The organism is Stieleria neptunia, assembly GCF_007754155.1.
GTDB classification, from domain to species: Bacteria; Planctomycetota; Planctomycetia; order Pirellulales; family Pirellulaceae; genus Stieleria; species Stieleria neptunia.
Map to the genome: position 1 here is coordinate 9,039,967 of NZ_CP037423.1, position 14,515 is coordinate 9,054,481.

Here is a 14,515-nt window from a genome sequence, read left to right on the forward strand (position 1 = left end):
CCACCTGAATTCATCGGACCTCAATTTCCTGGGTTTCGCATTTGATGTCACGGTTCGATAGTTGCGCGGTCGACTCGGCCGGCGAAGGCAAACCGACGCCTGTCGATCGAGTACGAGCACGAGTACCGCAATGCTGAGTACGAGTACGATCCAAGACAAGCCGACGCCTGAAGTGCCGACCGCAGATTGGGACACTCGATTTCCCACGGCGATTCCGATCGAGTACATTGACAAAGAGCGGCGATGGCACGGGCTGTCGTCGTGGCCGAACGCGTGAACCACGTGGTGCACCGCAGTCGGCGAGTTGAGTTTGTCTTTGAGTTTAGGTCCATCGCGCCGACGCGGTGACCACCGCCGTTCACGCTGCTAACCAACGCCTGACCACAGCTCCCAATTCTCTTTTTTGTGCCTTCTCGTGGTTTTTGTGGCAGTTGATTCTCCGCCGTTTGATCTTGACCCGAACGGCGCCCATCGGATGTCATCAGGCCTCCGTTGCCTGGTATTCGCATTTGATGTCATCGTTTGATAGGTGCGCGGTCGACTCGGCCGATGAACACAAACCGGCGCCTGTCGATTCGAGTAGGAGTACGAGTACCGCGGTGCTGAGTACGAGTACGATCCAAGACATACCGACGTCTGACGTACCGACCGCTGATTGGGATGCCGAATTTCCCTTCGCGATTCCGATCGAGTACATTGGCCGCGAGCGACGATGGCTCAAGCCGTCGTCGTGGCCGAACGCGTGAACCAAGTGGTGCACCGCAGTCGGCGAGTAGAGTTTGTTTTTGAGTTTAAGTCCATCGCGCCGACGCGGTGACCACCGCCGTTCACGCTGCTAACCGACGCCTGACGACAGCGTCCACTTCTTCTTTTGCGTCTTCTCGCGTTCTTTTGTGGCAATTGATTCGCCGTCGTTGGACCGTGACCCGGAGGACGCCCACCGGATGTCATCGAACCTCCGTTTCCTGAGATTCGCATTTGATGTCACGGTTCGATAGGTGTGCGGTCGACTCGGCCGGCGAAGGCAAACCGACGCCTGTCGATCGAGTACGAGCACGAGTACCGCAATGCTGAGTACGAGTACGATCCAAGACAAACCGACGCCTGAAATGCCGACCGCTGATTGGGGTGCTGGATTTCCCGCGGCGATTCCGATCGAGTACATTGACAAAGAGCGGCGATGGCTCGGGCTGTCGTCGTGGCCGGACGCGTGAACCAAGTGGTGCACCGCAGTCGGCGAGTTGAGTTTGTTTTTGAGTTCAGGTCCATCGCGCCGACGCGGTGACCACCGCCGTTCGCGCTCCCAAATCGTACTCGTACTCAGGCGTCAGCCGGTACTCCTACTCGTACTCGACTGGAAGGCAAACAAACCGATGCCGGTCGCCCACGCTGCTGAACGTTGTGACTGAACTCGGCCCACCTGATGTCATCGGACCTCCGTTTCCTAAGATTCGCATTTGATGTCACGGTTCGATAGATGCGCGGTCGACCAAGACAAACCGACGCCTGTCGATTCGAGTAGGAGTACGAGTACCGCGGTGCTGAGTACGAGTACGATCCAAGACAAACCGACGCCTGAAGTGCCGACTGCTGATTGGGACACCGAATTTCCCGCGGCGATTCCGATCGAGTACATTGGCCGCGAGCGGCGATGGCTCGTGCTGTCGTCGTGGCCGAACGCGCGAACCATCCGTTGCACACGCAGGCACGGAGTCGACGTCAACCGAAAACCCAATGTCGTTCGCCGTGCCGCGGTGAACGGTGGACGTTATTCCGATTAAACCGTCATCCTCCACGTGCGACGCCGATGAGAACTCTCCTCGTATTACTATTATTTGTCTTACGACTCCCGGCGTGCTTCGGCCAAGACGCAAAGCCAGATGCATCTCAAGAAACTTCTAGCATCGACCCCAAGTCGCGTTTCGAGGAGTTGGCGACTCGTTATAACACCCTTCAAGAACAGTTCTACGCTCATGAGCCGCAGGAGGACGAAGATGGCCTCAAGCGATTTCTTGAAAACCACCCGATGAATACGATGGTCGCCGACTTCTTGACGCTCGAACAGCAATCACGCGGGACCCGGATCGGTTTCAGTTGTCTGTATCATTTGGTATTGGAAGCCGGAAGTGTTAGCGATGCCGATTTCCCCGTGACCAAGGGAAAAATTGCCGCGATGAGAATTCTTGCTCAACACTATCATGATTACCCTGACGTCGACACGACGTGTCGATCTGCGGTTTCCGGTGCGAGAGTTCCTGCATCGAAGACTTTCCTACGCGATCTGATTGATTCCTCAGGGCACGTGTATGTTCGGGCGACTGCTATGTACGAACTTGCAAACTACCTTGCGAAAGAGGCTAATCAACCTGCCATATTTGAATCAAAGCTTGCTGTCATGGACCGAGACGATCCAGAGAATGAAGCTCGCATCAACCAATTGGAGCGTTTTTCCGCGAGCCTTAAGGACGTAGACGTCGAGCGTAACCGCGCAGAGGCGTTGTCGCTCACCGGACAGATCCAGGATGATTACCGAGACGAACTTCGACCACCGCGGGCAGACGTCAGAACTCCCGTGGTTGTTGAAGTCATGAGAAGCGAGTACGACGACATTTTGGAAGCGAAGAGAGAGCGTATTGTCGATCGTCTGCCGGCGGTTCATTTTGAACTTAATCACTCAATTGGCCAACTAGCCCCGCCGATTGACGTCGATGATGCAATAGGAAAGCCTATGAGCCTTGCTGACTTCCACGGAAACGTGGTTGTCGTGATGTTCTCGTTCAAGGGGTGTGGACCCTGTGAAGCGATGTACCCTGATAATCGCCAATTGATCGAGGAGTTGTCGGGACAACCATTCGTCTTTGTCGGAATTCAAGCAGATGAAACGATTGAAACCGTCCATGAGTCTCTGGACTCTAAAACAATCACTTGGCGAGTTTGGTGGGATAGAAAGGACAGCAATCGGATTTCAGCTCAATGGAATGTTCGTGAATGGCCTACGACCTTTGTGCTGGACCAACGTGGTGTCATTCGGTTTCGCTACCTCCGTGGACAAGAACTAGCAAACGCGGTCCGTAGCTTGCTGAAGTAAAACACGGAATAACTATCGGATGCACGACGAGTCGCCGAGTCGTGGTCTTTGAAGTGGAGGATCGCTCGCGGCGACCGCGTGATCCGTAGCGTTCTGCTAATTGGTTACTTATGATTCCTCCCAACATTCAAAGACGCGTTGCACATCTTGACGTGCTCGCTGGGATGGTATTTCCGTCATCTATTTCGTACTGGCGGTTCAACGGTGAATCCGAAAAACGATGGGGCGAACGATCATCTCAGACTGAACCGGTGCTCATTGGCTCCGGCGATGCGCTGGCACTAAACGCCGATAGTGACGCCTTGATTTCCGCCCCGGATGGTGGCATTGTCCACATCAACGGTGATCTTAACTCCGGGCTTGAGATTGGCGGGCACCACGAAGTGATACTATGTGGCGACGTCGCGAAGGGAGCGACAATCAATGCGTCGGGCTTTCATCACATTTTCATCGGCGGGTCCGTCTACGGAAAAATCGCGGTGAGTGGATCATCGAAGATATGGATCGACGGTGACTTCTCCGGCGCGTTGATTACCGGCACGCCTTCCACCCATGTTCACGTCTTGGGCAACTTTGCGGCCGACGTATCACCAATGGAGCGACCTGCACTACTCTGGCTCGCCGTTGGTGGTTTCGCAGAAAATGACTTAATGGTATCGGTCGCGTCGGTAGGCTACACTCAGTTTAACGCAACCGTTGGCCGGAGCGATGTCCCCGCAGGACTTTACCCAGACGGTCCAACCCGTCGAAAGACAGAACGCGGCAATAGCTTCTCACGGTGGTGCATCCTAAGCACGTCAGCACGAGTTATTCGGCATAACTTTCAAGTGATGGCATGTAGGTTACCTCACCGATTTCGCATAGCTTCGTCGTCAGCGTTTGTAACAAGGTTTTGAATCGTTCCCAGGCCGTGGCGGGCATTTGTTGATACTTTAGTTGCCTCCATAGTCGCTCGATCGAATTCAGTTCGGGACTATACGGCGGAAGATGATAAACCAGCAGCCCACGCTCTGCCCAGCGTTCGATCGATGCTTCAAAAGCTCCGCTGGTGTGGCAAGATGCATTGTCGAGGATGACCACCGTTGTTTGGTCAATCGTCTCACAAAAATCATCCATGATTTCAATGACCGTTTGCGTGTTGACGTACCCTTTGTGAAGATAGGTATGGGTGGTTCCATCTTGATGCTCAAAGCCAAGTGCCTGAACCGTCGCCCCATGGGCGCCGGTGACTGGCACATCGGTCCGTTCGCCGATGGGAAGCCATCCGTATGGCACCACGCCCTTAAGCGAAAATCCCGCTTCGTCAAAGTATACGACATCCAGTTCAGGTTCATTGAGCAACTCGGCGAGTTCCTCTTGAGCCAACCGGAAAGCCTTTTCGTCTCGTTTTTTCCGCAGGCTGCGCCGAAACCGCTTCCAGCTCAAATTGAATCGTCGGGCGTAACGACGCAGCGAATGTCGGCTGATCGATTTGCCGGTCCGTGTTCGCAAACGCGACAGGACTGTGGCAGGCCGGGAGGGAAATTGCCGCAACAAATCTTTGAGGATTTGCTCTTCCTGTTCATTGAGCTTCCTCGGTCCGCCTGGTCGCTTTTCGTCCAGCAGGGCGTCTGGTCCGTCTTGTTCAAAGTGTTTGATCCAAGCTCGCACGCTGTCTCTACTGACACTAAGAATATCGACGATCTGCTCAATTTCGTATTGAGCATCGCTCAGAAGAATCGCGTGTGCCCGTATTCGTGTGTAATGGTTTGGATGCTGTTTCCAAAGCTCAATCAGACGGTCACGTTGCTGCTGGTTCGTGATTTTCGCGAAAACGGTTGCAGGTCTTGCCATGGTAAGTCTCCCGTGATTGTCGGGAGGCACCGACCTTGCCAGGCCCGTCCGACGACCGGACAATTAGCTAGCAAAAGAACGAACCGCGCCCATCGTGACAAACCTGCAAAAGCCTTGCCAATTTCCATGAACTACACATGCTCACGTGCTTAACCCAGGGCGAAGCAGAACCATCGGTTGCAACGGAGCGGGCGTGGTGACCGCTTTTGCAGTTGAGAATCGCTCGCGCCCGCCCGCTGAACCGTAACGTTCGCGCTCCCAAATCGTATTCGTACTCGTACTCAGGCGTCAGCCGGTACTCCTACTCGTACTCGACTGGTAGGCAAACAGACCAATGCCGGTCGCCCACGCTGCAGAACGTTGTGGCTGAACTCGGCCCACCGGATGTCATCGGACCTCCGTTTCCTAAGATTCGCATTTGATGTCACGGTTCGATAGATGCGCGGTCGACCAAGGCAAACCGACGCCTGTCGATCGAGTACGAGCACGAGTACCGCAATGCTGAGTACGAGTACGATCCAAGACAAGCCGACGCCTGAAGTGCCGACCGCAGATTGGGACACTGGATTTCCCACGGCGATTCCGATCGAGTACATTGACAAAGAGCGGCGATGGCTCGGGCTGTCGTCGTGGCCGGACGCGTGAACTATGTGGTGCACCGCAGTCGGCGAGTTGAGTTTGTTTTTGAGTTTAGGTCCATCGCGCCGACGCGGTGACCACCGCCGTTCGCCAACTGAAATGCTCTGGCATGCACACTCGAATTGACGAGGGGGACACGAACGAGATGATCGTTGTAACGGACGTCGGCCCATTCTCGAGCTCGGAGCGTGCTGAACTGCAGAGACGTATCGAGGCAATCTGCTCTGACACGAAACTTGTAAATAGTTTGCGAACGGAATATGAAACCGAGTCTGGAGGGCTTCGGACAATCATTTTTGGCACGAGCACGCCGGATCGACTTTATGCTGAACTGCGAGCACGCCTGCTCGACACTCCAGAGTTTGGCCCACGTATGTGGGATTCAACCTGGGCACGATGGACGGGGGACGACGTTTTTCTTGATTCGATTTGGGTTCATCGACCACCAGTTCACGGCCCAGATCAATTGGATGGCCTTGAGAATCGTCATAAGTGCGTTTCTTGCGGGCGATACTTTTGGCGAGGGCATGTAGAGGACGATGGTCGTTGTCCATATTGCGAACACTTTGACTCGTCTCTGATGAAACGCAATCGGTAGGTGGCGAACCAACGGATGCACGACGAGCGGCGAAGTTAAGTTGGTCGGAGTGGAAGATCGCTTGTCGCCGCCGCGTGATCCTTTACGTTCACGCTGGTAACCCACGCCTGACGACAGCGCCCACTTCTTCTTTTGGGTCTTTTCGCGTTTTTTGTGGCAATTGATTCGCCGTCGTTTGATCGTGACCCGAACGGCGCCCACCGGATTTCGTCAGACCTCTGTTTCCTAGTATTCGCATATGATGTCATCGTTTGATTGGCTCGCAGTCGACTCGACTGACGAAGACAAACCGACGCCTGTCGATTGATTACGAGCACGAGCACCGAGGTGCTGAGCACGAGCACGATCGAAGGCAATCCGACACCTGAAGTGCTGGCTGCAATTTGGGACGCTGAAATTTCCCTCGGCGATCCCGATCGAGTACATTGGCAGTCCGCGACGATGATTCTAGCTGGCGTTCCGGCCGAAAGCGCGAACCAAACGATGCACCCCAGTTCGCTCATTGTTGCGATAGACAAACTTTTAACCGTTTCAACGGTCACACTGCCGCAAACTCCAGTCCGTTGGCCCGCGAACGGGGTGATCGTCGACGTTCACGCTGCTAACCGACGCCTGACGACAGCGCCCGCTTCTTTTGCGTCTTCTCGCGTTCTTTTGTGGCAATTGATTTGCTGTCGTTTGGCCCTGACCCGAAGGGCGCCCACCGGAATTCGTCGAACCTCCGTTTCCTGGATTTCGCATTTGATGTCACGGTTCGATAGGTGCGCGGTCGACTCGGCCGAGGAAGACAAACCGACGCCTGTCGATGCCAACGCTGACAACCGACGCCAGTCGTGCCGGCCGGTTGATTCGGACTCGCGATTTCCCACGGTGATTCCGATCGAGTACATTGGCAAACAGCGGCGATGGCTCGGGCTGTCGTCATGGCCGACCGCGTGAACCAAGTGGTGCACCGCAGTCGGCGAGTTGAGTTCGTTTTGGAGTTTTGGTCGATCGCGCCGACGCGGTGACCACCGCCGTTCTGTCGATGAAGAAACTCAATCCGTACGAGCCGACGAATGTCGCGACGGAAGACCGAACGCTTCTTGAGCGTCTACGGAGAATGGTCTTCGCGCCGACGCCCTCGCGTATTGCCCCAGAACAACCAATGCGGTGGGTTGTGGACGCAGTGATTGCGTTTGTGTTGATTATCGCCGGAATCGCATTCGCCGAATTGCTGCGCGACGCTTTTGCTTACTTGGGGCCGCTCGCATATCCAACGGCGTTGCTCGTTTCCTGGTTTCCGACGGGGTTGTGGATTCACTATTGCAACGTTGGCCGCGACAGTATTCACTCAAACGCAACGCTGATTCTTGTGCTTCTTGTCGTCTTCGCTGCATCCACAGGATGGGCTGGGCTAATGTTGCTTCCCGTCAGCATCCTCACACTACTGCCCATTTTGTTGATCGAATGGATTACTGGTAAGATAGTGCTGTCGGCGTTACCAGGTGGACACGAACGACCTGGGGTCACGCGAAGAACGACAGAACCATGAAATGCACGGGAGAACGGGTGGTCCGTTTTCTCGTCTGCTTGCAAGTCTCTCGCCCGTTCCCCGTGATTTCTACCGTTCACGCTGGTAACCCACGCCTGACGACAGCGGCCACTTCTTCTTTTGCGTCTTCTCGCGTTCTTTTGTGGCAATTGATTTGCTGTCGTTTGATCGTGACTCGAAGGTCGCCCACCGGATGTCATCGAACCTCCGTTTCCTGGGTTTCGCATTTGATGTCACGGTTCGATAGGTGCGCGGTCGACTCGGCCGGCGAAGGCAAACCGACGCCTGTCGATTGAGTACGAGCACGAGTACCGCAATGCTGAGTACGAGTACGATCCAAGACAAGCCGACGCCTGAAGTGCCGACCGCAGATTGGGACACTGGATTTCCCACGGCGATTCCGATCGAGTACATTGACAAAGAGCGGCGATGGCTCGGGCTGTCGTCGTGGCCGGACGCGTGAACTAAGTGGTGCACCGCAGTCGGCGAGTTGAGTTTATTTTTGAGATCAGGTCGATCGCGCCGACGCGGTGACCACCGCCGTTCTGCTTGAGAGGTATGACGAATCCGAATGCGAACAACAATCGGAACGCTGTTGCTTTTCACCGGATGGTCCGCGGTTGCATTCGCGACTCTTGTTGAACCCAGCGTGGTCATCGCCGATTTGATTGATGCGTTGCGGATTCTCTCCGTCGCGACGTCGTTCACGGTTGCATTCCACACCACAGGACGTATCCAGAGCTACTGTTTCACTTTTGGTGTGTTCGCACTGCTACTTCCCATGTTTTCTGCTTGCCCTGAATGGCTTTCTACGTACGTTGCCGACAATATCTCGTTTCCGGACCTGGACGCGGGCAATGGAGGATACTGGCTTGTTCAAGGGCTTATCGATACGCATTTTGGTGTACTCTCTGCACTATTCGCTGCCTCGTTGACTGGCTCCCTCAGAGCGCACCAAGAGACTCGGAGAAAAGCAGAACCATGCGATGAACCGAAGACGCGGAATTGAGGTTTTCGAAGTGGAAAGTCGTTTGCCGCGTCTCGGTTATCGCCGCCGTTGAACTTAATCGGCAGCGACTTCATTGGCGTGACCGTTTTCTCTTGTCAGTGCGGTGAGTGTGTGAGGGTCACAACGTGTCTGTCTTTCGGCGCGCCTGTAGGCGCTTTTGCGGTTAGCCAGTTGTGCGCGCTAGGCGTTCTTTCTGTCTCTTTCTTTAAGCCTTGCCTGGCGTTTTAACTTGCGCTTTTTGCTCGTTGACGCACCCTTGTTGTGTTCCCCGCACGCTGCGGCGCGAACTTCTTTTGAACTCTGTTTCACAACAAGGACAAGCAACCGTGATGTCACACAAAAAACGAACCTGCAAACTCACCAAGCGGCTCGCCGAAGACATGATGATCCGCAACATGGCCGAAGCCACCATCGACGCCTACACCTATCACGTGCGAAAGTTTGCCGACTTTATCCAAAAACCGCTCGACCAGGCAACCGTCGAAGACGTTAGAACCTTCCAGCTCCATCTGATCCGAGAACGAAAGCTTGCATACGGATCGTTCAACCAGGCCGTTTGTGCTTTACGGTTTTACTATCGCTACACCCAGCCCATGCCCTGGCCGGTCACGATGGTTCCCTTCGGCAAACGGCCCAAGAAGCTGCCTACCGTGCTCGGCCGACAAGAAGTCGACCAGCTGATTCAATGCACGGCCAATCTGAAACACCGAACCTTTCTGATGACGCTCTACTCCGGAGGGCTGCGGTTCGCCGAAGCGGCCAACTTGAGGATCCACGACATCGACTCCAAACGGATGATGATTCGAGTCGCCAATGGGAAGGGCAAAAAGGAACGCTTGATCCCTCTCTCACCGAGGCTCTTGAAAGAGCTCAGGATCTACTGGCTCAAGTACAAGCCGACCGACTTGTTGTTCCCGGGAAAGATTCCGGGAAAACCCTACGCCGACACCACGATTCGCAAAGCGATGAAGGATGCAGGGGAGAAGGCGGGGATCAAACGCAGGATTTATCCTCATGTCCTGAGACACTCCTACGCGACGGGACTGCTGGAAGCTGGCGTGGACCTGTTGACGATCAGCAAGCTCCTTGGTCACGCGAGCTTCATCACGACGATGGTCTATCTGCATTGCCGCCGGGAGCACCTGCACAGTGCCCCGAGTCCACTGGACTGGTTGCCGGTCAAGCAACTTCCGACTTACACGCCGCCGACGGAGAACGGCGAACAGGACGATTCAGGCAAGAAAAGCTAACCGTCCATCAACTCATTCGTCGCGGTGCTGAACGTTACGTCAACGAGCACCGCGACGGGGGAGCCAGCATGACGGTCCAAAGCGTGTTGGCCAAGACCAGCCTCTGCCGTACTTCGGCACTCGGTGGTCGTTGGTATCAGTGTGATGATTGTGATCGCCTGACGAAACGACACAACTCCTGTGGCGATCGGCACTGTCCGCAATGTAGTGGCGGAAAACGCCAGAACTTCTCCGATAGAGCTTCGAAACTGATCCTCGACGGTGTGAACTACTACCAAGTCGTCTTCACGTTGCCGGAGGTGGTCTCGACGATGGCACTGGCGAATCGTCAAGAGATCGCGGAGTTGCTGTTCCACTCTGCTTGGAAGTCTCTCAAAAAGACGGTTGAAACAGAACAGCAATATGAGCTCGCTGCGCTGATGGTGCTTCACACCTGGAACCAGAAGCTGGATGCTCATTGGCATGTTCACGCATTGGTTCCGGGGGCGGGGCCCAGTTTAAGCGATGGAGGTTGGATTAAAGCCAGGGCGCCGCAAGTCGACGGCTATGAAGATGACCGCCAGTACCTCGTCGATGCGATCAATCTTCGAAGATCGTTTCGGAAGATCGCGGTGGCTCACCTACAGCGTCTTCGTAAGAACGACAAATTGAAACTCGACGGCTCGCTGGCGTATCTGCAAGGTGACGAAGCCTGGGAGGAGATGATCGATCAGCTCGAATCAAAGGAATGGGTCAGCTACATCGAACCCCCTCCGACCGAAAGCAGTCGCGGCGAGCACGTGGTTCGTTACTTAACGCGTTATCTGACCGGTGGGCCGATCAGTGACTACCGCATCATCGCCGCGGACGACCACGAGGTCACATTTTGGGCCCGCGAAGGCCGCACCACCGGTGGTGAATCGCTTCAAGTTCCGTTCACTCTCTCGACATCGGAGTTCATCCGTCGCTGGTGCCTGCACATTCTGCCAAAAGAGTTGACCAAAACACGTCAGTTTGGAGGCTGGTCGAATACAAAAGCTGAAGAATATCTCGCGAAGTGCCGAGCGTCACTCACCGATGCCGACCGATCGCAGGCGGGGACTCTCGACTTGCTCTCTGATGAAGTCGACTCGGTCGAGGCCGAGCCCGAATCGACGTTGTGCTGTGAGCACTGTGGCAGCGAATCGCTTCGTCTGACGCACGAGTATGAGAAGCGACCGTGGAGCGAAATCTTCCGGCGGGACTCGAAAGATAGCCCACTTTGGTACCGCGAGAGTCAAGAAAAAGATGACATTCGCTTTTGGGACGGGGCAATGGGTGAGGGCTTTTCGGAATGGTACGCGTGGTATCTGAAAAGTGGCATTGAAAGTGCAAGGGAGCGGACGGCCCCCGAAACCGCACCCGAATCAAACGCCAAAGCTGGCACGCGGCAACTGCAGCTATTCTAATAGCGGTCTACCTGAACCCGGCCAAGTCGAGCCGACAAACTTCAACGCACGATCTATCCCTGCACGTCCCGTGCCCGGATAGATCGCATTTCGTTATCGCTCACAATGAAAATGCCGGCTAAGCTGCTACTTATCGCCTTGCTTTTATTGGGCTGCTCTCGCCCAACCGATGTTGATTCCGCGCGCGAACTTTCAACTATGGTTACGAATCAGTGGGGAATGGAATTCGTTCTGATTCCGGCTTCCGGAGAAGGTTGGGAGGCGCATTGCGAATCCCACGATATTCATTTTCAACCGATTTCTTCGTTTTACATGCAGCGGTCGGAACTGTCTCGACTTGAGTTCGCTGCAGTATTTCCGGACAATCTTCGCGTCAATTTACGGAAAGACCTTCATCCGTCGCAAACAATTCCGTCTTGGATTGACGCGGTAAGGTTAGTACATTCAATGTCTTCCGACGACCCTTCGTTTGCTTACCGTCTGCCAACGGTCGCCGAATGGCGATACACCTACTATTTGCTTCGAAGACGCAGGAGCACCGAGCTTGCTGAAGATATCGAGGGCATGACAGGCGAGAATTGGGAGTTTGCCGTCAAAACAAAAATGCCGACTCCAGAAGGCGCCCGAAATAGGCATGACCCTTCGTTCCACGAAGAAAGTTTTGTGCTGACAGGTTCTCCGCCCGATTACGAACACTCGACATTCAGGCACTACGCCAGCCCGACGCCTCCGACCGGGGATGATGGAATCGACGAATACACAGGCGTGAGATTGGTGCTCGTGCCTGATTCGGCTGACAACTCGTAACTCACGAACTGCGATAACCATGGGATGCAACGGAGCGGCGGTGGTGCGGTTTCTCGTGAGACCAATGTCAACTCCCGCCGCCCGCTGATCCCCACCGTTCGCGCTCCCAAATCGTACTCGTACTCAGGCGTCAGCCGGTACTCCTACTCGTACTCGACTGGAAGGCAAACAAACCGATGCCGGTCGCCCACGCTGCTGAACGTTGTGACTGAACTCGGCCCACCTGATGTCATCGGACCTCCATTTCCTAAGATTCGCATTTGATGTCACGGTTCGATAGATGCGCGGTCGACCAAGACAAACCGACGCCTGTCGATTCGAGTAGGAGTACGAGTACCGCGATGCTGAGTACGAGTACGATCCAAGACAAACCGGCGCCTGAAATGCCGACCGCTGATTGGGACACCGAATTTCCCGCGGCGATTCCGATCGAGTACATTGGCCGTCAGCGGCGATGGCACGGGCTGTCGTCGTGGCCGGACGCGCGAACCATCCGTTGCACACGCAGGCACGGAGTCGACGTCAACCGAAAACCCAATGTCGTTCGCCGTGCCGCGGTGAACGGTGGACGTTATTTGCACGGAGGTATGACATGAATCTGGGCTCTCAATTCTTAAACGTTTCATTGGCAGTTCTGTTTACTTGGCCGCCAGTCTACGACCCAACCGACGTGGTTGTTAAGCGTCTACGGGCACACGAGATTCGGTTGATCGGACGTGATCCCTGTGCGAATATTGGACTGCATTGCGCACTGCTTCCCGTCTATGTTGCGAACGACGTGGATTCGGTTGGTCTCCCAAGTCGTGGGTATACCCTACATGACCTCCGCTCGCTTTCGCATCTCGGAAACTTGCGATGTATCAGTTCGATTCGATCACTAACCAAACGCCAATATGACGTCTTAAACTCTGCCGTCTCGAAGAAAGTCTGGTTTGATTTCAACGTTCGTTTAGAGAATGGAACTTTTGTAAAGCTCAGGTCACCAACTAGACGCCGTCGGAATCTGGATGCCGATGTAAATGGTGATGGTGTTGTCGACGAGAGCGAAGGAATTGATGGGGAAACGCATGACCACGATCCACCGCGTATCACAAAAGGCAAATAACAATCGGATGCACGACGAGTCGCCGAGTCGTGGTTTTTGAAGTGGAGGATCGCTCCCGGCGACCGCGTGATCCGTGACGTTCGCGCTGCTAGCCGACGCCTGACTGCCACGGCCCACTTCTTCTTTTGTGTCTTCTTGTGCTTTTTGTGGCAAGTGATCTGCGGCGGTTTGACTGGTGCGCTGACGTACTTGCTGGAAGGGGCTCACGCAAAGTCGCCAAGCCGCAAAGATTAGAACCCATTCCTTTGCGGCTTGGCGCCTTTGCGTGGTCCTTATTCCCCTTGGGCCACGCTGATGCCGCAATGGGTGCGCTCGGACTGCGCCCACCGGAATTCGTCGAACCCCTGTTTCCTGAGATTCGCATTTGATGTCACGGTTTGATAGGTGCACGGTCGACTCGGCCGAAGAAGACAAACCGGCGCCTGACGATTCTAACGCTGGCAACCGACGCCTGTCGTGCCGACCGCTGATTAGGACGCTCGATTTCCCACGGCGATTCCGATCGAGTACATTGGCAAACAGCGGCGATGGCCCGGGCCGTCGTCGTGGCCGGACGCGCGAACCATCCGTTGCACACGCAGGCACGGAGTCGGCGTCAACTGAAAGCACAATGTCGTTCGCCGTGCCGCGGTGAACGGTGGACGTTCACGCTGGTAACCCACGCCTGACGACAGCGCCCACTTCTTCTTTTGCGTCTTCTCGCGTTCTTTTGTGGCAATTGATTTACTGTCGTTTGATCGTGACCCGAAGGGCGCCCACCGGATGTCATCGAACCTCTGTTCCCTAGAATTCGCATTTGATGTCACGGATCGATAGTTGCGCGGTCGACTCGGCCGACGAAGACAAACCGTCGCCTGTCGATTGCAACGCCGACAACCGACGCCTGAAGTGCCGACCGCAGATTGGAACGCTCGATTTCCCACGGCGATTCAGATCGAGTACATTGACATACAGCGGCGATGGCGTGTGCCGTCGTCATGGCCGGACGCGTGAACCATGTGGTGCACCGCAGTCGGCGAGTTGAGTTTGTCTTTGAGTTTAGGTCCATCGCGCCGACGCGGTGACCACCGACGTTCACGCTGCTGAATCGTGCTCGTGCTCAGTGAAACGGTGCTCGTGCTAGTAAGCGATTGGGCCGCAACAAAACCAACGTCTGACATCCCGGCCGCGACTGGTGCGTTCGAGCGACGCCCACCTGATCTCATCAAACCTCCGTTTCCCGGGA

The 14,515-nt window shown here is 55.2% G+C and carries 17 protein-coding genes; 14 read left to right on the forward strand and 3 right to left on the reverse strand.

Annotated features, from left to right (window positions below):
• The first annotated feature begins 130 nt into the window (after nt 1-130).
• The 5 genes from Enr13x_RS38430 to Enr13x_RS31560 all read left to right on the forward strand — a co-directional run bounded on the left by Enr13x_RS38430 (nt 131) and on the right by Enr13x_RS31560 (nt 3,088).
• Nucleotides 131-277 carry a hypothetical protein gene (locus Enr13x_RS38430; protein ID WP_197455485.1) on the forward strand — a complete coding sequence of 49 codons (147 nt, stop codon included), beginning with the start codon at nt 131-133 and terminating at the stop codon, nt 275-277.
• Nucleotides 278-512: 235 nt separating this feature from the next.
• On the forward strand, nt 513-746 hold the full coding sequence (locus tag Enr13x_RS31555) for a hypothetical protein (protein ID WP_145390894.1): 234 nt from the start codon (nt 513-515) through the stop codon (nt 744-746).
• Between the two features lie 321 nt (nt 747-1,067).
• Nucleotides 1,068-1,214: a hypothetical protein gene (locus tag Enr13x_RS38435; RefSeq protein ID WP_197455344.1), complete on the forward strand. Its 147-nt coding sequence runs from the start codon at nt 1,068-1,070 to the stop codon at nt 1,212-1,214.
• A gap of 246 nt (nt 1,215-1,460) precedes the next feature.
• Nucleotides 1,461-1,781, forward strand: coding sequence for a hypothetical protein (locus Enr13x_RS38440; RefSeq protein ID WP_197455486.1), 321 nt, complete (start codon nt 1,461-1,463; stop codon nt 1,779-1,781).
• 26 nt (nt 1,782-1,807) lie between these two features.
• Entirely contained in the window at nt 1,808-3,088 is a 1,281-nt protein-coding gene (locus Enr13x_RS31560) for a TlpA family protein disulfide reductase (protein ID WP_197455487.1), read from the forward strand.
• A gap of 807 nt (nt 3,089-3,895) precedes the next feature.
• Here the strand turns inward: Enr13x_RS31560 and Enr13x_RS31565 are convergent.
• Entirely contained in the window at nt 3,896-4,921 is a 1,026-nt protein-coding gene (locus Enr13x_RS31565) for an IS630 family transposase (RefSeq protein ID WP_145385672.1), read from the reverse strand.
• Nucleotides 4,922-5,419: 498 nt separating this feature from the next.
• Between Enr13x_RS31565 and Enr13x_RS38445 the strand changes: the two genes are divergently transcribed.
• Entirely contained in the window at nt 5,420-5,566 is a 147-nt protein-coding gene (locus Enr13x_RS38445) for a hypothetical protein (protein WP_197455488.1), read from the forward strand.
• A 284-nt stretch (nt 5,567-5,850) separates the two neighbouring features.
• On the opposite strand, the gene Enr13x_RS39200 is transcribed toward Enr13x_RS38445, so the two are convergent.
• Nucleotides 5,851-6,114 (reverse strand): hypothetical protein, encoded by a 264-nt coding sequence (locus Enr13x_RS39200; RefSeq protein WP_145390896.1) that lies wholly within the window; start codon nt 6,112-6,114, stop codon nt 5,851-5,853.
• Between the two features lie 788 nt (nt 6,115-6,902).
• Here Enr13x_RS39200 and Enr13x_RS31575 point away from each other — a divergent pair.
• The 8 genes from Enr13x_RS31575 to Enr13x_RS31605 all read left to right on the forward strand — a co-directional run bounded on the left by Enr13x_RS31575 (nt 6,903) and on the right by Enr13x_RS31605 (nt 12,781).
• Nucleotides 6,903-7,097, forward strand: coding sequence for a hypothetical protein (locus tag Enr13x_RS31575; protein WP_145390897.1), 195 nt, complete (start codon nt 6,903-6,905; stop codon nt 7,095-7,097).
• A gap of 88 nt (nt 7,098-7,185) precedes the next feature.
• Complete coding sequence (locus Enr13x_RS31580) at nt 7,186-7,692, forward strand: hypothetical protein (RefSeq protein ID WP_145390898.1); 507 nt, start codon at nt 7,186-7,188, stop codon at nt 7,690-7,692.
• A gap of 316 nt (nt 7,693-8,008) precedes the next feature.
• Complete coding sequence (locus tag Enr13x_RS38450; RefSeq protein ID WP_197455488.1) at nt 8,009-8,155, forward strand: hypothetical protein; 147 nt, start codon at nt 8,009-8,011, stop codon at nt 8,153-8,155.
• 108 nt (nt 8,156-8,263) lie between these two features.
• Nucleotides 8,264-8,701 carry a hypothetical protein gene (locus tag Enr13x_RS31585; RefSeq protein ID WP_145390899.1) on the forward strand — a complete coding sequence of 146 codons (438 nt, stop codon included), beginning with the start codon at nt 8,264-8,266 and terminating at the stop codon, nt 8,699-8,701.
• Between the two features lie 329 nt (nt 8,702-9,030).
• The gene (locus tag Enr13x_RS39205) at nt 9,031-9,951 is read left to right on the forward strand and encodes a tyrosine-type recombinase/integrase (RefSeq protein ID WP_231743777.1); all 921 of its coding nucleotides are present in this window, start codon (nt 9,031-9,033) and stop codon (nt 9,949-9,951) included.
• A gap of 14 nt (nt 9,952-9,965) precedes the next feature.
• The gene (locus tag Enr13x_RS31595; RefSeq protein WP_261344216.1) at nt 9,966-11,378 is read left to right on the forward strand and encodes an IS91 family transposase; all 1,413 of its coding nucleotides are present in this window, start codon (nt 9,966-9,968) and stop codon (nt 11,376-11,378) included.
• A 105-nt stretch (nt 11,379-11,483) separates the two neighbouring features.
• A complete protein-coding gene (locus Enr13x_RS31600) occupies nt 11,484-12,185 on the forward strand; it encodes a hypothetical protein (RefSeq protein WP_145390900.1) in 702 nt (233 codons plus the stop codon).
• Between the two features lie 263 nt (nt 12,186-12,448).
• Nucleotides 12,449-12,781: a hypothetical protein gene (locus Enr13x_RS31605; protein WP_145390901.1), complete on the forward strand. Its 333-nt coding sequence runs from the start codon at nt 12,449-12,451 to the stop codon at nt 12,779-12,781.
• A 383-nt stretch (nt 12,782-13,164) separates the two neighbouring features.
• Here Enr13x_RS31605 and Enr13x_RS31610 read toward each other — a convergent pair whose 3' ends face one another.
• The gene (locus Enr13x_RS31610; RefSeq protein WP_145390902.1) at nt 13,165-13,497 is read right to left on the reverse strand and encodes a hypothetical protein; all 333 of its coding nucleotides are present in this window, start codon (nt 13,495-13,497) and stop codon (nt 13,165-13,167) included.
• Nucleotides 13,498-14,515 lie beyond the last annotated feature (1,018 nt).

Excerpts from the sequence above, each read along its gene's own strand:
- Enr13x_RS39200 (WP_145390896.1), bottom strand. The coding sequence starts at position 6,114 with ATGGACAACGACCATCGTCCTCTACATGCCCTCGCCAAAAGTATCGCC.
- Enr13x_RS31555 (WP_145390894.1), top strand. The coding sequence starts at position 513 with ATGTCATCGTTTGATAGGTGCGCGGTCGACTCGGCCGATGAACACAAA.
- Enr13x_RS31585 (WP_145390899.1), top strand. The coding sequence starts at position 8,264 with ATGCGAACAACAATCGGAACGCTGTTGCTTTTCACCGGATGGTCCGCG.
- Enr13x_RS31565 (WP_145385672.1), bottom strand. The coding sequence starts at position 4,921 with ATGGCAAGACCTGCAACCGTTTTCGCGAAAATCACGAACCAGCAGCAA.
- Enr13x_RS38430 (WP_197455485.1), top strand. The coding sequence starts at position 131 with ATGCTGAGTACGAGTACGATCCAAGACAAGCCGACGCCTGAAGTGCCG.
- Enr13x_RS31575 (WP_145390897.1), top strand. The coding sequence starts at position 6,903 with ATGTCACGGTTCGATAGGTGCGCGGTCGACTCGGCCGAGGAAGACAAA.
- Enr13x_RS31580 (WP_145390898.1), top strand. The coding sequence starts at position 7,186 with ATGAAGAAACTCAATCCGTACGAGCCGACGAATGTCGCGACGGAAGAC.
- Enr13x_RS31605 (WP_145390901.1), top strand. The coding sequence starts at position 12,449 with ATGTCACGGTTCGATAGATGCGCGGTCGACCAAGACAAACCGACGCCT.
- Enr13x_RS31600 (WP_145390900.1), top strand. The coding sequence starts at position 11,484 with ATGAAAATGCCGGCTAAGCTGCTACTTATCGCCTTGCTTTTATTGGGC.
- Enr13x_RS38445 (WP_197455488.1), top strand. The coding sequence starts at position 5,420 with ATGCTGAGTACGAGTACGATCCAAGACAAGCCGACGCCTGAAGTGCCG.
- Enr13x_RS38450 (WP_197455488.1), top strand. The coding sequence starts at position 8,009 with ATGCTGAGTACGAGTACGATCCAAGACAAGCCGACGCCTGAAGTGCCG.
- Enr13x_RS38435 (WP_197455344.1), top strand. The coding sequence starts at position 1,068 with ATGCTGAGTACGAGTACGATCCAAGACAAACCGACGCCTGAAATGCCG.
- Enr13x_RS39205 (WP_231743777.1), top strand. The coding sequence starts at position 9,031 with ATGTCACACAAAAAACGAACCTGCAAACTCACCAAGCGGCTCGCCGAA.
- Enr13x_RS38440 (WP_197455486.1), top strand. The coding sequence starts at position 1,461 with ATGTCACGGTTCGATAGATGCGCGGTCGACCAAGACAAACCGACGCCT.
- Enr13x_RS31560 (WP_197455487.1), top strand. The coding sequence starts at position 1,808 with ATGAGAACTCTCCTCGTATTACTATTATTTGTCTTACGACTCCCGGCG.